Annotated in this window: 17 protein-coding genes; 10 read left to right on the forward strand and 7 right to left on the reverse strand. The window is 67.4% G+C overall.

Annotated features, from left to right (window positions below):
- Positions 1-112 precede the first annotated feature (112 nt).
- The 6 genes from WEB06_18350 to WEB06_18375 form a co-directional block, all read right to left on the reverse strand.
- Positions 113-979, reverse strand: coding sequence for a cytochrome c oxidase assembly protein (locus tag WEB06_18350; GenBank protein ID MEX2557579.1), 867 nt, complete (start codon positions 977-979; stop codon positions 113-115).
- 4 nt (positions 980-983) lie between these two features.
- Positions 984-1,322 carry a cytochrome C oxidase subunit IV family protein gene (locus WEB06_18355; protein MEX2557580.1) on the reverse strand — a complete coding sequence of 113 codons (339 nt, stop codon included), beginning with the start codon at positions 1,320-1,322 and terminating at the stop codon, positions 984-986.
- Between the two features lie 10 nt (positions 1,323-1,332).
- Positions 1,333-1,938 carry a heme-copper oxidase subunit III gene (locus tag WEB06_18360; GenBank protein ID MEX2557581.1) on the reverse strand — a complete coding sequence of 202 codons (606 nt, stop codon included), beginning with the start codon at positions 1,936-1,938 and terminating at the stop codon, positions 1,333-1,335.
- Positions 1,938-3,818 (reverse strand): cytochrome c oxidase subunit I, encoded by a 1,881-nt coding sequence (gene ctaD, locus WEB06_18365; protein MEX2557582.1) that lies wholly within the window; start codon positions 3,816-3,818, stop codon positions 1,938-1,940. Before ctaD ends, WEB06_18360 begins: the two co-directional genes overlap by 1 nt.
- Before the next feature lie 13 nt (positions 3,819-3,831).
- Positions 3,832-4,887, reverse strand: a complete 1,056-nt coding sequence (gene coxB, locus WEB06_18370; GenBank protein MEX2557583.1) for a cytochrome c oxidase subunit II — start codon at positions 4,885-4,887, stop codon at positions 3,832-3,834.
- Between the two features lie 134 nt (positions 4,888-5,021).
- Complete coding sequence (locus WEB06_18375; protein MEX2557584.1) at positions 5,022-6,830, reverse strand: heme o synthase; 1,809 nt, start codon at positions 6,828-6,830, stop codon at positions 5,022-5,024.
- Positions 6,831-6,928: 98 nt separating this feature from the next.
- Between WEB06_18375 and WEB06_18380 the strand changes: the two genes are divergently transcribed.
- The 6 genes from WEB06_18380 to WEB06_18405 all read left to right on the forward strand — a co-directional run bounded on the left by WEB06_18380 (position 6,929) and on the right by WEB06_18405 (position 12,075).
- Positions 6,929-7,981 carry a polyprenyl synthetase family protein gene (locus WEB06_18380; protein MEX2557585.1) on the forward strand — a complete coding sequence of 351 codons (1,053 nt, stop codon included), beginning with the start codon at positions 6,929-6,931 and terminating at the stop codon, positions 7,979-7,981.
- A 10-nt stretch (positions 7,982-7,991) separates the two neighbouring features.
- Positions 7,992-8,807 carry an ATP-dependent sacrificial sulfur transferase LarE gene (larE, locus tag WEB06_18385; GenBank protein MEX2557586.1) on the forward strand — a complete coding sequence of 272 codons (816 nt, stop codon included), beginning with the start codon at positions 7,992-7,994 and terminating at the stop codon, positions 8,805-8,807.
- 2 nt (positions 8,808-8,809) lie between these two features.
- The gene (locus WEB06_18390) at positions 8,810-9,052 is read left to right on the forward strand and encodes an NIL domain-containing protein (GenBank protein MEX2557587.1); all 243 of its coding nucleotides are present in this window, start codon (positions 8,810-8,812) and stop codon (positions 9,050-9,052) included.
- Between the two features lie 227 nt (positions 9,053-9,279).
- On the forward strand, positions 9,280-10,683 hold the full coding sequence (locus WEB06_18395) for a hypothetical protein (GenBank protein MEX2557588.1): 1,404 nt from the start codon (positions 9,280-9,282) through the stop codon (positions 10,681-10,683).
- A gap of 50 nt (positions 10,684-10,733) precedes the next feature.
- Positions 10,734-11,273 (forward strand): ATP-binding protein, encoded by a 540-nt coding sequence (locus WEB06_18400; protein ID MEX2557589.1) that lies wholly within the window; start codon positions 10,734-10,736, stop codon positions 11,271-11,273.
- 76 nt (positions 11,274-11,349) lie between these two features.
- Positions 11,350-12,075, forward strand: a complete 726-nt coding sequence (locus WEB06_18405; GenBank protein ID MEX2557590.1) for a M15 family metallopeptidase — start codon at positions 11,350-11,352, stop codon at positions 12,073-12,075.
- Between the two features lie 8 nt (positions 12,076-12,083).
- Here the strand turns inward: WEB06_18405 and WEB06_18410 are convergent, their stop codons facing one another.
- Complete coding sequence (locus WEB06_18410) at positions 12,084-13,097, reverse strand: alpha/beta hydrolase-fold protein (GenBank protein ID MEX2557591.1); 1,014 nt, start codon at positions 13,095-13,097, stop codon at positions 12,084-12,086.
- Positions 13,098-13,499: 402 nt separating this feature from the next.
- Between WEB06_18410 and WEB06_18415 the strand changes: the two genes are divergently transcribed.
- From WEB06_18415 to WEB06_18430, 4 genes are read left to right on the forward strand one after another with little or no spacing between them, the layout of a single operon-like run.
- Complete coding sequence (locus WEB06_18415; protein MEX2557592.1) at positions 13,500-14,831, forward strand: ammonium transporter; 1,332 nt, start codon at positions 13,500-13,502, stop codon at positions 14,829-14,831.
- The gene (locus WEB06_18420; protein ID MEX2557593.1) at positions 14,828-15,166 is read left to right on the forward strand and encodes a P-II family nitrogen regulator; all 339 of its coding nucleotides are present in this window, start codon (positions 14,828-14,830) and stop codon (positions 15,164-15,166) included. Before WEB06_18415 ends, WEB06_18420 begins: the two co-directional genes overlap by 4 nt.
- Entirely contained in the window at positions 15,156-17,687 is a 2,532-nt protein-coding gene (gene glnD / locus WEB06_18425) for a [protein-PII] uridylyltransferase (GenBank protein MEX2557594.1), read from the forward strand. The genes WEB06_18420 and glnD overlap by 11 nt, the downstream gene beginning before the upstream one ends.
- 24 nt (positions 17,688-17,711) lie before the next feature.
- Entirely contained in the window at positions 17,712-18,470 is a 759-nt protein-coding gene (locus WEB06_18430; protein ID MEX2557595.1) for an NAD-dependent deacylase, read from the forward strand.
- Positions 18,471-18,681: the final 211 nt, after the last annotated feature.

Raw genomic sequence — 18,681 nt, forward strand, 5'->3', positions numbered from 1 at the left:
TCTGTTGTGACGGCCAGCAGGATGCGAGAGACGGCGTAGGCGAGCGCGCCGATGAAGGCGAAGGCGACGAGGGGGATCAGCGCAGGCTCGAGTACTCGCTTGCGGAACTCGCTCACGACTTCGCCACCTGCGCGCGGTTCAAGGCGCGATCGACGTCACCGAAGGCCAGAACGTCCACCCCTTCCTTGTTCTCGAGCGACCACCAGCGGAACCAGATCACGGCTATGACGCCCCACAAGATGAAGCCGCCGACGATCTTCATGATCAGTCCCGCTACCAGCTGGTCGGTGTGCGCCGAGATGCCCCACAGCCGCGGGAAGGTCTCGTAGACGTGGTAGAGGGGCTTGGCGCCGAACGTGAGGAACGATGCAGGGATCGTCGGGACCAGCGATTGAAGGAACAGGAACAGCATCCGTCCCGGATCGGTCAGCCGTGGAAGCTCCAGGAGGGGCGACAGCACCGGCGTCCACATGATGAGCGCCGATGCGAACAGCAAGAGATGCAGGGAGAGATGGACTCCCTCCGTACGGACGCTCGCCGTCACGATAAGCGGCCAGTGGGTGAACACCAAGACCACGTTGAACACGATGAGGGCGATGAGCGGGCGGGTTATGGCCCGGACCGCCGCCAGCACCTTCGGATGGCTGAGTAAGACCCTCCAGAGCCACGCCGGGGTTCCCAACATCAGAAGCGGGGCCGCGGCGAAGGTCAGCGTCATGTGCTGGATCATGTGGGCGCTGTACAGGTAGTTCTCGGACAGCTCGTGCATCGGCCAGTCGGCCGCGGCGAGGATCGCCCCGCACCCGAGCACGAAGAAGATCTTCTGGCGGCGCGTCGCGGCGAACTCGATGGGCTCGACGTGCTTCGGCCCAAGAACGCGCAGCGCCCAGAAGTACGCGCCGAGGAGCGCGGCGACCAGGATCCACACCTCGACGTGCGGGTGCCAGCTCCACGGGAAGGAAACCGCCTCGCCGGGCATCTCGCTACCGGAGGATCCCGAAGGTGAGCAGCACGATGATGTACACGCTCAACGCGAGGATGATCCCGGTCATCATCAAACGCCGGAAGATGATGGCGTCGAACTTGAGATGCATGAAGTACAACACGACGAGCGTGAACTTGAGGACCGCGAAGAAGAGCAGCAGACCGATCATCAGCCCGTCGGGCATCTCGAGGTAGTAGAGCGCGACCTCGATCGCCGTCGCGATCGCCAGCCAGACCGCGACGATCACATACGTCCGCGGTTCGGGATGGGGATGCTCGACCGTGGCGCCCGTGTGCTCGGGATGGCCGGCCGGTGCGTGCGTGACGTCGGATTCCACGGGTGCTCCTCTAGGACGGCACGAGATAGATGACGGTGAAGATGATGATCCAGATGATGTCGACGAAGTGCCAGTACAAGCCGACGTACTCAACCGTCGTGTGTCGCGACTGCGGAAGAGCGCCGCGCAACGACATCGCGACGAGCGACAGCAGCATCAGGATGCCGATGGTCACATGCGCCCCGTGGAAGCTCGTCAGGACGAAGAAGGCGCTTCCGGCGGGGCTGGACCGGACCGTAAAACCCTCCTGCACGAAGATCGTGAACTCGTAGATCTGGCCCGAGATGAAGGTCATGCCGAGCAGGGCGGTTGCCAGCAGCCACACGCGGGTCTTGTGGTGATCACCGCGCTGGATCGCCGCGAGCGCGAGGACCATCGTGAGGGAGCTCATCAGGAGCACGAAGGACGAGACCGACGTGAACGGGATGTCGTACACGTCGGCCGGCTTCGGACCGGTCACGGCGCGGTTCCGGTAGAGGAGGTAGGTGGAGATCATCGCGCCGAACAGCAGGAACTCCGAGCCGAGGAAGGCCCACATCGCGATCTTGACGTTGTCGAGGCCGGTTGATGTGGCGTGGCCGCCTGCCTCCGCGGGAGGAACGTGCTCGACGGCCATCAGTGCAATTCCTCGGTCGAGGGCTCCAGCGCCCACGCGTACAGGCCGGCGAACGTCACGACGCCGCCCACGATCGCCAGCCAGTACTGCTCGAAGGTGATCCCCCAGCCGACGATCGGAAGGCCGATCGCCGCGATGAGCGGCATGTAGGACTGCGACGGCATGTGGATGCCGTGGTCGTCGCCTCCGTAGCCTTCTGTGGCGTGGCCCGCGGCCTCCTGGGCTCCCGCAGGCACGGGCACGAGGCGTCCTTCCTTGTCCTCGACGTACTTGCGGTGCCAGAAGTCGTCGAGCGCGTGCACGACGGGGATCTCCGCGAAGTTGTACTCGGGAGGCGGCGATGGGATCGTCCACTCGAGCGTGCGGCCGTCCCACGGATCCGCGCCGGCGGTCTCGCCGCGCTTCCGCGTCTTGATCACGTTCCAGAAGAACGTCAGGATCGAGAGCGCGATGACGAAGGCGCCGACCGTCGAGACCAGGTTCCAGAAGTCGAAGCCGTAGTTCTTCGGATATTGGTAGGTGCGCCGGGCCATCCCCTGAAGGCCGAGGATGTGGAACGGCGCGAAGGTGAGGTTGAACCCGATCAGCATCAACCAGAAATGCAGCCGGCCGACGCGTTCGTCGAGCAGCTTCCCGGTGATCTTCGGCCACCAGTAGTAGATGCCGGCGAACAACCCGAAGATCGCTCCGCCGAACAGCACGTAGTGGAAGTGCGCCACGATGTAATACGTATCCGTCTGCTGGTAGTCGTGCGGCACGATCGCGTGCGTCACGCCGGAGAGGCCGCCGATGATGAACATCGCGATGAAGCCGAGCGAGAACAGCATCGGCGTCTTGAACCGGATCGACCCGCCCCATAAGGTCCCGATCCAGTTGAAGATCTTCACGCCGGTCGGGACCGCGATGAACATCGTCGATAAGGCGAACGCCGTGTTTGCGACGGGTCCCAGCCCGACGGCGAACATGTGGTGCGCCCACACGCCCCACCCCATGAAGCCGATCGCGATGCCGGAGAACACGACCACCGGGTAGCCGAACAGCGGCTTCTTGGAGAACACCGGCAGGATCTCCGACACGATGCCCATCGCCGGCAGGATCAGGATGTAGACCTCCGGGTGGCCGAACAGCCAGAACAGGTGCTGCCATAAGATCGGATTGCTGGTCGAGTCGCCGAAGAACTGCGTCCCGAGCGTCCGGTCGAACAGGAGCTGGAAGAGCGCCACGGTGAGCACCGGGAGCGCGAACACGAGCAGGAATTGGACCACGAACGTCATCCACACGAAGACCGGCATCCGCATGAGGCTCATGCCCGGCGCGCGCATGTTCACGATCGTCGTCAGGAAGTTCACCGCCGCGACCGTCGAGGAGATGCCGAGGATGATCAGCCCGAGCGCGTAGACCGTCATCCCGTGACCCGGAAGCTTGACCGACAGCGGCGCGTAGCCGAACCAGCCGCCATCGGGCGCCTGGTTGATGAAGAACGACGAGTACATGAAGATCCCGCCGCCGAGGAATGCCCAGTACGAGAAGGCGTTCAAGCGCGGGAACGCCACGTCCCTGGCGCCGAGCATGATCGGCATCATGTAGTTGAAGAACGCGGCGCCGAGCGGCATCACGACGAGGAAGATCATCGTGATGCCGTGCATCGTGAAGAGCTGGTTGTACTGGTCCGCCGACAGCACCTGACCCTCGGGCGTGGCGAGCTGGAGGCGGATCAGCAGCGCCTCGACGCCGCCGAGAACGAAGAACACCATCGCAGTGACGCCGTACATGATCCCGATGCGTTTGTGATCGACGGTGGTCATCCAGCTCCACACGCCGGTCTTGGCGGTCGGGCGCGCGAAAGCGCTGCTGCGTTGGGCGACGCTCGCCGTTGTCATCTCGTCTCGTTCCTCACTCGAGGCTCATCAGGTAGGCGACCAGGGCGTCGATCTCCGACTGAGACAGGTCGTAGTCCCGCATCGTCGGGCCGGCGGGAAGATCCGCGAGGGGCTTCAGGCTCGACGGGTTGTCGAGCCACGCGGCAAGGTTTCGGGCGTTCGTTTCGAGCATCGATCCGGCGAACATGCTTCGGCTCGCGAAGTGCGTGAGGTCCGGGCCGGTGGTCGCGCCGCCGCCGCTGCCGATGCCGCGGAGCGTGTGGCACTGGAAGCACGTGTTCAGGAAGCGGTCGACGATCTGCGCGTCGGCCGGTTGCGGCGCAGGGGCGACCTGACCACGGACCCAGTTGTCGAAGTCGGCCGAGGGCTGGGCGATCACCCGGAGCCGCATGTTCGCGTGAGACAGGGCGCAGTATTCGGCGCACTGGCCCTCGTACACACCCGGCTGGTCCGCGCGGAGCTTGATGAAGTTGTCCTTGCCGGGTATCGCGTCCTGCTTCCCGGCGAGCTTCGGGACCCAGAAGCTGTGGATCACGTCCACGGAGGTGACCGTCAGGTCGACCCAGCGGCCGGTCGGGATGACGAGCTCGTTGGCGGTCTTGAGATTCCCGCCGCCGGGCAGCTCGACGTCGAGGTACTCGTACTCCCACCACCACTGGTGGCCGATGACCTTCACATGGACGACGTTCGCGCCGACCGGCTTCTCGGCGACGTCGAAGATCGTGATCACCGTCGGGACCCCGATCGCAGCGAGCAGCACGGCGGGGATGATGGTCCAGAGGATCTCGAGGCGGGTGTTGCCGTGGACCTGCTTGGGCGCGTCGGCGTCGGAGCGGCGGCGGAACCGCCACATCGCGTAGACGAGCGCCCCTTCGACGAGGAAGAAGATGACGACCGCGATCCAGAACACCGGGCGGAACAGGTTGTCGGCCTGCTCGGCGACCGGGCCGACCGGCGCGAGCGTGTCTTGAGGCGCGTTCTTGGCGCACGCGACCAGGAAAAGCCCCAGAACGGTAAGGAGGGCGGTCCAGACGCCGCGAAGGTTCCGGCGCGCGTTCCGACCCGTCAATCTCCCTCCCCGTGGAACGAAATGGTGGTGGAGCCGGCTTCCGGCACCGCAATAACTACCACACCCCGGTCGGGCTCTCCAACGCACCGGAGCGACGCTCGTGCGCTTGTTCCCGCAGGTAGGAGGGGGTGGGGCTAGAGGACGAGCGCGTCGACGGCCATCGAGGCGAAGAGCAGCGCGAGATACAGGATCGAGAACTTGAACAGGCTCATCGCGGCGCGCATCGTCCCGGAGCGCCAGAGCGCCGCGGCGTACCAGACGAACGTGGCTCCGAGAACCGTCGCGGCGACCAGATAGATGGCCCCCATGCGCCCGATGGGAGCGAACGCAAGGGTCGTAGCGACCAGGGCGAGGGAGTAGAGAAGGATCTGCCGTTTCGTGGCCCGCACGCCGGCGACCACCGGCAGCATCGGGACCCCTGCCTCCCGGTAGTCGTCGGCGAACTTCAGCGCGAGCGCCCAGAAATGCGGGGGCGTCCAGATGAAGATGATCGCGAAGAGCATGAGCGCGGGGATCTCGACGCGGCCGGTGACCGCCGCCCAGCCGACCAGGACGGGTACCGCGCCGGCGGCGCCGCCGATCACGATGTTCTGCGGCGTCGACCGCTTGAGGCCCATCGTGTAGACGAAGACGTAGAAGAGGATCGCCGAGAGCGCCAGGAGGGCGGCGAGCACGTTGACGGAGCGCGCCAGGAAGACGAAAGACACGATCCCGAGCACCACGCCGAACTCGAGGGCGAGATCGGGCGAGACCTGGTGCGAGGGAAGGGGCCGGCGCCGCGTGCGGGCCATGCGCTCGTCGATGTCCCGGTCGTAGTAGCAGTTGATCGCGTTCGCGCTCCCGGCCGCCGCGGTTCCCCCCAGGAGCGTGGCGAGGATGAGCCAGCCGGACGGGATCCCACGCGCGGCGATGATCATCGCCGGCACGGTGGTGATGAGCAGCAGCACGATGATCCGGGGCTTCGTGAGCTGGAGATAGACCGCGGTGCGCTCGCGCATGCGACGGAGGGACCGGGCCGGCCGCTCGGCGCCCAAGGCCTCTTCAGCCGACCTCGAGAGGTTCCGGGTGACGAAGGCGAGCGTCGCCGCGGCGCCCCAGGTGAGCGCGCCGAGCGATACGTGGGCGACAACGGCCGGCTCGGAGAGTCGCGACCAGACGTTGGCGGCGCCGACGAGGACCTGTGCGATGTACAGTCCGCCGAGCACCCCGGCTATGGCACGGACGGCCGGCTCACGCGGCTCGCGCTTCCAGGCTTTCCACACGAGCGCGGCGATCAGAACGCCGGCGCCGAGCGCGATGAGGCGATGCAGGAAGTGTGGCGTTGCATGCTCGCCGAGCTGAGGGATCAGGCGGCCGCCCATCAGCGGCCAGTCTGGGAACGCGAGGCCGGCGTTGGCGCCGCGCACGTACGCCCCGACGAGCAGGAGCGCGAAGGTCACGACTGCGCCCCAGGTAGCCAGCCGCGCGTAGGGCTTGCCGATCACCGGATCGGTCAAGCCCTTCTCCGTACGCTGCGCGCAGAAGGTGTTGACCACGGCATACAGGAGCGTCGCGAACAGGATCATCGCGACGGCGAGGTGCGCGGTGACGTAGACCGGGCGGAGCCGCTGACCGACGACGACGGCGCCGAGCCCGGCCTGCACGAACACGAGCACGAGCGCCGCGACCGACGGCCAGAAGATGCGCCTCGACTGCCGGTACCCGCGCCACGCCGCGACCAACATCACGCCGATCAGCAGGACGACGATCACCGCCGCGGCCCGGTGCGAGAACTCGATCGCCGTCGTGAGGCTCTCGATGCGTGGGAGGAGCCGGCCGTTGCAGTGCGGCCAGTCTTCGCCGCACCCGAGGCCGGATCTGGTCGCGCGCACGAGGCCACCGACGGCGATGAGGACGAACGTCGCCACGGTGGTCGCGATCGCGAGCCTTTGGAAGCGGGTCACGTTCCCCCCGGATGTTGGGTTCGGCAGGATGATACCGGAGCGCCGAAACGGCCGATAACGCGGCTCCCTCTGGTGGCGGGCGGCGATACGATGCAGCGGTGAAACAGGTGTCCGGGGCGGGGGTCGACGTGATGCGCATGCGCGTCGACGCCGTGCTGGGGTCGTTCCTCGCCGAGCAGCGGGCGCTCCTCGACGGGCTCGGCTCGGAGGCGGCGGAGCCGCTGGACGAGCTCGCGCGGGTGATCGGCGCGGGCGGCAAGCGGCTGCGGCCGCTGTTCTGCTACTGGGGGTACCTCGCGGCCGGCCGGGAGGAAGACGACGCGATCGTCAAGGCCGCGGCCAGCCTCGAGCTCCTCCACACCTTCGCGATCATCCACGACGACGTGATGGATCGTTCGCCGCTGCGTCGCGGTCAGCCGGCGACCCATCTGGAAATGGCGCGCGGCGGCGATGCCCACCTCGGCGTTTCGTCGGCGATCCTCGTCGGCGACCTGGCGCTCGCGCTCGCCGACGTCCTCTTCTCGGGGGCCGGCTTCGCGCCCGAGACGTTCGTCGAGGGGTTCCGTTGGTACAACCGGATGCGCACCGAGGTCGTGACAGGCCAGTACCTCGACGTGGTCGCGACGCGTATGCCGACGATCGACGAGGAGACCGTTCGGCGGATCGCGTCGCTGAAGTCGGGGGGCTACACGGTCGAGAAGCCGCTGCTGATCGGGGCGGCGCTCGGGGGAGCGTCGCAAGAGATCGTGGCGGTCCTCAGCGCGTACGGGATGTTGCTCGGCGAGGCGTTCCAGCTTCGCGACGACGTGCTCGGCGTGTTCGGCGATCCCGGCGTTACCGGCAAGGACGCCGACGGCGACCTCCGGGAGGGGAAGCGGACGCTGCTCATCGCGCGAGCGCTCGAGACGGCGGCACCCGACGAGCAGGAGTTCCTCGTGGCCCGGCTGGGGAGCGAGAACCTCTCGGCCGGCGACGCCGAACGGATCCGAGGCATCATCCGGTCCTCGGGGGCGCTCGCGTCGACCCAAGCCTTGATCGAGGCGCATCGCAGCGTCGCGCTGGCCGCGCTCGACGCCACGAAAGCCTTGGCGCCCACCGTCACGTCGGCGTTGACCGAGCTCGCAGACCTGGCGGTCGTACGCGAGTCGTAGGATGGGCTCGATGACCTCGGCCACGAAGCTCGGGCGCCTCCGCGATCTCCTGGGCGCGTTGGACGACGCGGTGGTCGCCTACTCGGGCGGCGCGGATTCCGCATTCCTGGCCGACGTTGCGCACGAGGTCCTCGGTTCGCGTTCGGAGGCCGTCACCGCGGTCTCACCTTCGCTGGCGCCGGATGAGCGGGACGCCGCTCGCGCGCTGGCGGCCGAGCGTGGCTGGCGTCACCGGGAGATCCTCACGAACGAGATCGCGCGTCCGGAGTACGTCCGCAACGAAGCCGATCGCTGCTATCACTGCAAGAGCGAGCTCTTCGACGTGCTGACGGCGATGTTCCCTGAGCGGTCGATCCTCGTCGGGACGAACCTCGACGACACCGGCGATCACCGGCCGGGCCGTGTGGCCGCGACCGAGCGCGGCGTTCGGGCCCCGCTCCTGGAAGCCGGGATGACGAAGGAGGAGATCCGTGCCCTGTCGCGCGAGCGCGGGCTGACGACGTGGGACAAGCCGGCGTCGGCGTGCCTCGCATCGCGGATCGCGTACGGGGTCCAGGTAACAGCGGAACGCCTCGGCCGCGTCGGCCACGCCGAGTCGTTCTTGCGATCGCTCGGTCTGCGGGAGCTGCGGGTACGGGACCACGGCGATCTCGCGCGGATAGAGGTTCCGGCGGGCGAGATCGACCGCCTGACGTCCGACCCGGTGCGCGGGCAGATCGCCGGATTCCTCCGCGACCTCGGGTTCGCGTATGTGACCCTCGACATGGAAGGGTTCCGCAGTGGATCGATGAACGCCGTGATCCAGATCCAACGGAAAGGGAGCTAACGGTGCCGAAACAGCGTCTGCATCTGACCTTCCCCGAGGACCAGGTACAGGAGCCGGTGATCTATACGCTCGGCAAGCAGTTCGACATCGTGACGAACATCCGCCGAGCCAACGTCGAGGAGAAGCTCGGGTGGGTCATCCTCGAGGTCGAGGGGACCGAAGAGGCGCTGGCGAAGGCGGTTGCATATCTGGAGGAACGCGGCGTCCAGGTGGATCGCATCGACGGGGACGTCGTCGAAGGCTAGACCGCTCCCCGGGCCACCTCGATCGGTGACCGGCCCGCCCTTTTCGCGTGGTTCGAGTAACCGTTTCCCCTGGTTAGAAACCCTTTCTTGCTCAACCCAGGCCCCTCGACCGCCGAGAGTGAGGATGAGTTCTTCCTCGGCCGCGCGTACTGGTGCTCGGCTCGCTCGCCGGCGGAGAACGACGGGCCGATCGACAGCCGGGGGACACCCGGCACGAGGTGGACGACGTGGGCCGGGGACCGATCTGCAATTACTGCGAGGAGAAGCTCGCAACCAAACAAGCCTTCTGCGGCAAGTGCGGTCATCCCACCGAGCATGCGAACCACGACGAGCGCGTCCTGTGGGATCTCGGTCAGTGGGAGGTTTCGCGCCGGCGTAAGGCGTCGAACGAACCGCAGGACACGCGCCGCGCTTCACGGTCCGCCGAACGCACCAGAGAGATCCGTGCCGCGCAGGGCAACGCTGCGGGCGGCGCAGGACCGGCACCAAACGGTGCGAACGGGAACGGTGGGAACCCCGTTACCGAGGCTCCCAAGCGTTCCTTCCTCGGCCGCCCTTCGCGTCAGCCGGTACCCCAGGCCCCCGCCGCCCGCCCGCCCGCCCGGAAGCCCGCCCAGGCTCCCGCAGCGCGCCCAACCGGCGCGGTTCGGCCGGCCGCTTCGACGGGCAACCGTCCCGCCCCGGGCGCGCGCAAAGCTCCGACCATGACGTCGGAACGTCCGGCTGCGGCTGCTGCGCCGACCGCGCGGCCCGTCGAGCGGCGCGAGTACGTCGCGCCCAAGACGAAGACGCCGGAAGCGCCCCCTTTGATCATGATCCGCAAGTCTGCCGATGAGGCGCAGGCGCCCGCGGCCTCAGCGACCCGGGCTCCCGGGCCGGCTGCTCCCGCGAAACCTTCTCCGCGTGCCTTGCGCAAAGCGGCCGAGGAGAAGCGGGAGGAGGCGGAACGCGCGCGCAAGCTCGTGCAGAAAGAGGCCGAGCGGGTTCGCGCTGAGCAGAAGAAGGAGGCAGACCGTCTCCGCGCCGAGCAGAAGAAGGAAGAGGAGCGGCGGCGCAAGGAGGAAGCGAAGGACGCTCAGAAGCGCCAGCGCAAGCACAAGCGTCACTCGAGGCGCGTCAACCGCCGCGCCGCCGAGCTGGACCTCCGCAGCGGCGAGCGGGTGAGCCTCAGCATCGAGGGCTGGTCGCGCTTCCGTCGGGCGACGATGGTCGTCACGAACTATCGGGTCGCGCTGATCACGCAGATCCCGCCTCAGGTGCGCTGGATCCCGCTCGAGGAGGTCAACGGCGTCCACCATCGGTGGCGCGGCTCGCAGTCGCTCGTGGTCACGAGCACGATCGAGATCCTCACGCTTCAGAAGTCGAAGAAAGAGATGCTGGCCTCGTTCGGGCAGATACTCGAGTCCGAGGTCGCAGAGGCTCGCAAGCCGGGCGCGACGCAGCGGCACCACGGCGACATCACCCAGGAATGGGCGGAGCGGTCGACCGAGATCTGGGACTCGCATCTGCGACGGTTCCGGCTGTGGATCCGCCGGCACCCAGCGATAACGCTGGGGACGTTGACGGTTTGCGTGATCGCCGCCTTCTTACTGAGCGGCATGCTCACGTCCTTCTTCAGCCCCGTCCGCTGACGGGCCGGGCTTGACGCGCTGCGGCGCAGCCGGTCAACCTGTGCACCGCCATGCCACGGATAGCGATCGTCGGAGCGTTCTCAACGGGCAAGACCACGCTGGCGGAAGTCGTCGCGGAGAAGCTCGACCTTACGCTGCTGCCCGAAGCGGCGCGCGAGGTAGCGGCGCTCGGCTTCAAGCTCGACAAGGACGCCACCCCCGAGGTCGAGACGCTCATCTTCTTGAAGCACTACTACAACGAGCAGATCCACTCCGACTTCGTCGCGGATCGCTCGATCATCGACGTGATGGCGTATGCGGGCTGGGTCCTCGACAATCAGGCGTGGCGCAAGGAGATGTCGCTGTTCGAGGAGTGCAAGAAGCTCGCGCAGCACAACCTGCGCAGCCAGTACAGCCACGTCTTCTACCTGCCGATCGAGTTCCCGATCGTCCCCGACGACCTTCGCCCGGACGACCCCGTCTTCCAGCGCGAGATCGACGAGCGGATCCTGGGCCTGTTGGAGACCTACGACGTCAAGTACGAGACGCTCAGCGGCGACATCCCGACGCGCGTGAAAGCCCTGCTCGAACGGGTCGGGGCGTCCGCTTAGCCCTCTTTCCCGGCGCTTCTCGCACCACTTCCCGGTTCGATGCAACCTCGACCTTGGATAAGACGTCGATCCGGGTATGAGACGGACGATCGTTTCGGCACTTCTCTTGTTCACCGCGATCTCCTGCTCGCCACTGCACGAGGTAACGGAAGAAGCCCGACCGGTTGCGCAACCGAACGCTTCTGTGCCGGGGCCGGTGCCCTCCTCTACCGAGCGGGTCGAGAGCGAGTTCCGGGGCTCGGTCTCGACGCTCGACGCCGCCACAAGAGCCCGGATGACGTTCTCGTGGCGTACGGGGTGCCCGGTTCCCTTGAAGGATCTTCGGATCCTCCGGATGACGCACCGCGGCTTCGACCGCCGCGTCCACGCAGGCGAGCTCGTCGTCCACGAGGATCACGCCGGTGCGGTTCTCGGTGTGTTCCGCTCGCTGTTCGATGCCGAGTTCCCGATCGAGCGCATGGAGCTCGTCGACGAGTACGAGGGCGACGACGACCTGTCGATGGCCGCCAACAACACCTCCGCGTTCAACTGCCGGCCGAGCACCGGTTCTCCGGGGGAGTGGTCGCAGCACGCCTATGGGCTCGCGATCGACATCAACCCCGTGCAGAACCCGTACGTCACGAAGAGCGGAAGCGTGGAGCCGCCGAAGGGCGCCGCGTACGTCGACCGCTCGACGAAAGCTCCCGGCGTCATCCACCGCAACGACGCCGTCGTACAAGCATTCGCTCGGATCGGGTGGGAGTGGGGCGGTGACTGGACGTCGGCGAAGGACTACCAGCACTTCTCCGCGAACGGGCTCTGACGCCGCGCTCAGCCTTCGGGCGGTACGAGCGCCTTCGAGATGAGCGGTAGCGAGCGGTTGTAGCGGTACGGGATCCGCATGTGCCCGGCATCGAACTCCTCGTGGATCGGCTCCAGCCCGTGCTCGCGCATCACCGAAACCATCCACCGCGCGCCGACGTCGAGCATCCACTCGTCCTTGGTCCCGCAGTCGACGAAGATCAACGACTGCGACTTGAGGGCGTCGATCCGCTCGGGGATCATGCGCACGGGGTCGTGCGCGAGCCAGCGTTCCCAGACCTCCGCGACGAGCTCGCCGGATCCGAGGTCGAAGGGAAGATCGAAGCCGAGCTCGGTTTCCGGGTTCGCCGAATAGCACGACGCCATCGCAAGCTCGTTCAGCAGCGCGTGGTAGTCGTCGCCGCGGTCCGTGATCTCCTTGTAGGTGTCTAGGAAGCGCTTCGGCGTGATGTCGTTGTGCCACAGGTATCGGAGCGCGCGCGGGAACTCGGGCATGTAGCAGTACTCGAACGCGGCGTCGCCTGAGTGGCATGCGAAGGCTGAGAAGACCTCTGGGAAATCGACCGCCATCCGGAACGAGCCGAACCCGCCCGACGACTTCCCGAACACGCCGCGGGCTTCGCGCCGGGGGATCGTCCGGAACTCTCGGTCGGCCCACTCGACGAGCTCGATCGCCGTGTAACGGCCGTAGGGTCCGGTCGCCGCCGAGTCGATGAACTGCGAGCCCGCGTACCGCGTCGCGCAATCGGGCATCACGACGATCGCCTCGGCCATCTCGCCTTTGTCGATCAGCATGTCCAGGCGCTCGGCGAGGTTGGGCTCGAACCAGTCCTCGTTCAGGTGCATCCTGCCGGTGCCGGTGAACCCGACGATCGCCATGATCATGGGATACCGCCGGGTAGGCGTCTCGTCGTACGAGGGCGGCAGGTAGACCGGCGTCTCGCGGTCGGCGGGATCGCCGAGCGGATTCCCTGCGAGCAGTTTGCTCTCGACGACCGGCCGGACCACGCGTCCCCGCTTCACGGCGGGCAGGGTAGCAACGGCCGGGGCTTCACGCGTACCCGTCGCCGCCGGCGCCGAAGCCTGCAGGCCCGGCCGTGGGCGGGCCAAGACCACGCGGCCGGCACCGGGTGGGTCGCTTCCCGGCACCGGAGTCGGCATGCCGCCGCTCGCCTGGGGATCCTGACAGGCGGCGGGCTCCTCGCCTTGTCGCTGCGGCGCCGCTCCTCGATCTAACCGCGCATCTATCCACAGGCCGCCACGGCCAGGTTTTACGTCCCCGTAACACACGGGAAACGGACTCGAAAAAAACGTGACTTAGTGTCCTCCTCGTGGCGGCGGGGAGGGTCTCCGCCCGAAAACGGGTCCGGGTCCGCGCAGCGGCGCGCGGGGACGCCCGGACTCTCGCGTATCGGGAGGTGAGGGATGCCTGAGGTCAGCGGCGCGGATACCGCCTGGATCCTCACGTCGAGCGCCCTGGTCATGTTCATGACCCCGGGCTTGGCGTTGTTCTACGGCGGGCTCGTCCGCTCCAAGAACGTCCTGGCGACCATCATGCAGTCTTTCTTCGCGCTGGGGCTCGTCAGCGTGATCTGGATGGTGCTCGGTTACTCGCTCGGGTTCGGACCCGATCAAGGCAAGTTGATCGGTGACCTGTCGTTCTTCGGCTTGAAGGACGTCGGGGCGGAGCCCGGGCCGTTCGCGGCGACCATTCCCCACTCGGCCTACATGATCTTCCAGATGATGTTCGCCGTCATCACACCGGCCCTGATCACCGGCGCGTTCGCGGAGCGCATGCGTTTCCGCGGATACGTTCTGTTCATGGCCCTGTGGTCGATCGTCGTCTATTCCCCGCTCGCACACTGGGTGTGGGGCGGCGGCTGGCTTGGTCTCGGCGACGGGAACGTCCAGGCTCTCGACTTCGCCGGCGGCACGGTCGTCCACATCAACGCCGGTGTCGCAGCGCTTGCGTGCATCCTCTACATGGGCAAGCGGAAGGGCTACGGCAGGCAAGCGATGCACCCGCACAACATCCCGATGGTCATCACCGGCGCCGCGATCCTGTGGTTCGGCTGGTTCGGCTTCAACGCAGGTTCGGCGCTCTCCTCGGGCGGGCTCGCTTCCTCCGCGTTCGTGAACACCCACTTGGGTGCCGCGGCCGCGCTGCTCGGCTGGATCGTCTTCGAATGGGCGCGCAACAAGGTGCCGACGACGGTCGGCGCGGCAACCGGCGCGGTTGCCGGACTGGTCGCGATCACCCCGGCGGCGGGCTTCGTCGAGCCGTGGGCGGCAGTCGTGATCGGCTTCGCGGCCGGCGCGATCTGCTACATGGCCGTCAGCCTGAAGCCCAAGCTCGGCTACGACGACTCGCTCGACGTGGTCGGCGTGCACATGGTCGGCGGCATCGTCGGAGCGCTCCTCACCGGCGTGTTCGCGACGGCCACGATCTCGGGACTCGACCCGTCGCTCGACGGGCTCGCGTACGGGAACGGGGTAACGCAGCTCGGACGGCAGGCGCTGGCCGTGATCGTGACGCTCGCGTTCTCCTTCGTGATGACGCTGCTCATCTGCTGGATCGTCGACAAGACGGTCGGGCTTCGGGTGGATGAGGATGCCGAGCTCGAGGGGCTGGACCTGTCGCAGCACTCCGAGGCGGGGTACACCTTCGTCGAGGTCGGTACGCTGACGAGTGCCGGACACGCTGCGAGCATGGGCTCGACGACGACACCCGGCAAGACGGAGGAGGCGGTCCGATGAAGCTGGTGACCGCGGTCATCAAGCCCTTCAAGCTGGAAGACGTCAAGGAGGCACTCCGCGGCGTCGGCGTTCAAGGCATGACGGTTACCGAGGTACGCGGGTTCGGGAGGCAGCGGGGTCACACCGAGGTCTACCGCGGCGCCGAGTACCAGGTGGACTTCGTGCCCAAGGTGAAGATCGAGGTCGTCTGCGACGACGTCGAGGTGCAGGGAGTGGTCGACTCGATCATGAAGTCGGCGCGGACCGGAAAGATCGGCGACGGCAAGATTATCGTCTCGGACGCCGGGCAGGTCTTCCGCATCCGCACCGGCGAGGCGGGGAGGGATGCCCTCTAGCGCCGACGCCTCTGCAGCGATCCGTGAGCTCACGGCCGAACGGGAGCGTCTGAAGGAACACCCGGGGCGCTCCGGCCGGGATCTCGTCGACGCGCTGACCGCCGCGATGGCCGCGGCGGTCAGAGCCGTCTGGCGGGAGTCGGTGGCCGCTGAGGACCGGATCGCTCTCGTCGCGCTCGGCGGTTACGGGCGCGGCGAGCTCTGTCCGCACTCCGACATCGATCTGATGGTGCTCCATACCGGGCGCGGGATCGCGCCCGAGGTTGGGAAGCGGCTCTTCTACGAGCTGTGGGATGCCGGTTTCAAGGTCGGGCACGCCATCCGCACCGTGAAGGACTCTCTGAAGCTCGCAGCGGTCAACCTCGAGGCGGAGACGTCGTTCCTCGACGCCCGCCCGCTGGCCGGCGACGCGGAATTGTTCGAGGAGTTCCTGGCGGGTGCGCTGCGCCAGACCCGCAAGCGGGGGGCCAAGTTCCTCGATGCCCTGCGCGAGGAAGCGGCGGTGCGTCACGCGCGAGAGGGACACGCGACGTACCTGCTCGAGCCGAACCTGAAGGACGGCGCCGGAGGGCTGCGGGACCGTTCGATCGTGGGATGGCTCGCGAGGGTCTTCGAGACGAGCGGCGACCTCGCCGCCGTAGAGGAGTCCGACTTCGAGCGTGCCGGCGAGATCCTGTTCCGGACCCGGAACCAGCTCCACTATCTCACCGATCGTCCGACCGACGTACTCCTGCTCTCCTACCAGGAGCAGATCGCGGAAGCGCTGGGATACCGGGGGAACGGCCGGCCCGGCGTCGATTCCTTCCTCCGCGACCTGTACGCCGGCGCGCGCGCGATCGAGTTCGCCGCGTCGTCGGCGCTCGCCGAGCTGTCCGGTCGTAGCGGCCGCAAACGTTCGCATCAAGTGCTCTCCCGGGGGATCGCACTCGAGGACGGATTGATCAGGATCTCCGAGCGCGTCTCGCCGGCCGCCGATCCCTCGCTCGCGATGCGCGCGTTCGCCGAGGCCGCCGCCCAAGGCGCGCCGGTCGCAGCCGAGACGCTCACGTGGCTGCGCCGGGAGGCCGAGGCCGGGCCGGCCGAATACGCGTGGGCCGACGAGACCCGGCGCGCGTTCTTCCGGCTTCTGGCCGCCGGCTCGCGAGCGTCGGGGCCGCTCGAGGCGATGGATCAGGCCGGGCTCCTCGGGCGGTTCCTGCCCGAGTGGGAGGGCGTGCGCTGTCAGCCGCAGCACAACGTGTACCACCGGTTCACCGTCGACGTGCACCTGCTCACGACCGTCGCGCAGGCGTGCGCGCTTCAGGACGATGGTGGGGACGATCCCCTCCCGCACGACGTGTGGCGCGATCTCGTCGATCGCGATCGCGTGCTGCTCGCCTGCTTGCTCCACGACATCGGGAAGGGCTCGGAGGAGGACCACTCGATCCTCGGGGAGACGCTCGCGAGACAGATCTGCAAGCGCATCGGCCTGCCGAGCGAGACCATCGAGGACGTCGTGTGGCTCGTGCGGCACCACCTGCTGCTCCCCGACACGGCGACGCGACGCGACACCGACGACGAGAACCTCGTCGTTGAGACTGCGGCGAGCGTCGGCGACGTGGAGCGGCTCAAGATGCTCTACATCGTCTCCGTAGCGGACGGGCGGGCGACCGGCCCGACCGCGTGGAGCCCGTGGAAGGCAACCCTCGTCGGAGAGCTGTTCTCGAAGGTCATGCACGTGCTCGAGCGCGGCGAGGTGGTCGGGCGCGACGCTTCCGATCTCCTCCGCCTCCGTACAACCGAGCTCCGGCAAGGGCTCGCCCGTTACCCCGAGGCGGCCGTCGAAGCGCACCTGCACAAGATGCCGCGCGCGTACTTCCTGGCGTTCCCGACCGGAGAGCTGATCCGCCAGTTCGCCCTGATGGATACCGAGTTGGCGCCGTCGGACGTCCGCGCGCACTGGACCCCCGGCGAGGCGCCCGGGATCTACGAGCTGATCGTCGTCGCGCGCGACCGGCCGGGACTGTTCAGCAAGGCGGCAGGCGCGCTCGCCCTCAATGGGATCAACGTGCTCGCGGCGCAGATCTTCACCCGGGCCGACGGCATCGCGCTCGAGGCGTTCCGCGTCGAAGGCACCCACGAGCGAGAGGTCGAGCCCGACCGCTGGGCGCGCGTGGAGGCAAATCTCGGCCGGGCGCTCGCCGGACGGATCTCGCTCGACCTGCGTCTGGCGGAGAAGCGCGACGCGTACGAGCGGCCTTCCAAAGGCAAGCGGGAGCCGCCGCGTGTCGTCGTCGACAATCGCGTCTCCGACTTCTACACGGTGGTGGAGGTGCACGCCACCGACCGCATGGGGTTGCTCTACGCGATCACGCGCGCGCTCGCAGACATGGAGCTCGACATCCAATCCGCGAAGGTCGCCACCTACGCCGACGACGTCGTCGACGTGTTCTACGTTCGCGACGTCGACGGCCAGAAGGTCACCGATCCCGAGCACATGCGCGAGATCGAACGAACCGTGCTGATGCGGATCGGCGAGTAAGCCCCGCCGCTATACTCCGCGTCCGTGGCCTCGCCGGAGCTTTCAGAGATCGTGTCCTGGATCCGCGACGCGAGCCGCGTCGTCGTGCTGACCGGCGCCGGGATCTCGACCGAGTCGGGGATCCCCGACTTCCGCGGCCCGCAGGGTCTGTGGACCCGCAATCCCGAGGCCGAGAAGATGGCCACGATCCAGTACTACATGTCCGACCCCGACATCCGGAAGCGTGCGTGGGCGATGCGCCTCGATCACGAGGCTTGGCGGGCCGAGCCGAACGCCGGGCACGTCGCGCTCGCCGAGCTCGAGCGCAAGGACCGGCTCCACACGCTGGTGACGCAGAACGTCGACGGGTTGCATCAGGCCGCCGGATCGTCCGCGGACCGCATAATCGAGATCCACGGCACGATGCGCGAGGTCGTATGCATGTCCTGCGGCGAGCGCGCCCCGATGGAGCGCGCCCTCGATCGGGTGCGCGCCGGCGAGGAGGATCCCCCGTGCCGCACGTGCAGCGGGATCCTCAAATCCGCGACGATCTCGTTCGGGCAGAACCTCGTGCCGGAAGACCTCGAGCGCTCGTTCGCGGCCGCCGCCGGCGCCGACCTGTTCCTGGCGATCGGCACCTCGCTGGTCGTCTACCCCGTCGCCGACCTGCCGCGGGTGGCTCTGGAAGCCGGCGCCCGCCTGGTGATCCTCAACGCCGAGGACACGCCCTACGATCGTCTCGCCTCGGTCGTCATCCGGGACCGGATCGGCGAGGTCCTGCCGAAACTCGTCGAGCTGGTCTGAGTCGACCCCTTAGCTCCATTTTCTGTGTCGACTCTATCGAGGCTGGTCCGAACTCTGTTGGTTGTCCGGTCCCACATGGGTCTTAACAGAACGGTGCGCGAACCGCTTCTTCCAGGGACCGCCGGTGCGTTTCTTGTATCAATTCGGGCGCGTATGGAGCCTGTCGCACAATCACCGGCCTCGTGGACTTCTGACCAACTTGCCTCATGAT

The organism is Actinomycetota bacterium, assembly GCA_040905475.1.
GTDB lineage: Bacteria > Actinomycetota > AC-67 > AC-67 > AC-67 > DATFGK01.

Bases quoted from the DNA above. Each gene is read 5' to 3' on its own strand.
- WEB06_18350 (MEX2557579.1), bottom strand. From the start codon at position 979: ATGCCCGGCGAGGCGGTTTCCTTCCCGTGGAGCTGGCACCCGCACGTC.
- WEB06_18415 (MEX2557592.1), top strand. From the start codon at position 13,500: ATGCCTGAGGTCAGCGGCGCGGATACCGCCTGGATCCTCACGTCGAGC.
- WEB06_18405 (MEX2557590.1), top strand. From the start codon at position 11,350: ATGAGACGGACGATCGTTTCGGCACTTCTCTTGTTCACCGCGATCTCC.
- WEB06_18360 (MEX2557581.1), bottom strand. From the start codon at position 1,938: ATGGCCGTCGAGCACGTTCCTCCCGCGGAGGCAGGCGGCCACGCCACA.
- larE (MEX2557586.1), top strand. From the start codon at position 7,992: ATGACCTCGGCCACGAAGCTCGGGCGCCTCCGCGATCTCCTGGGCGCG.
- ctaD (MEX2557582.1), bottom strand. From the start codon at position 3,818: ATGACAACGGCGAGCGTCGCCCAACGCAGCAGCGCTTTCGCGCGCCCG.
- glnD (MEX2557594.1), top strand. From the start codon at position 15,156: ATGCCCTCTAGCGCCGACGCCTCTGCAGCGATCCGTGAGCTCACGGCC.
- WEB06_18420 (MEX2557593.1), top strand. From the start codon at position 14,828: ATGAAGCTGGTGACCGCGGTCATCAAGCCCTTCAAGCTGGAAGACGTC.
- WEB06_18400 (MEX2557589.1), top strand. From the start codon at position 10,734: ATGCCACGGATAGCGATCGTCGGAGCGTTCTCAACGGGCAAGACCACG.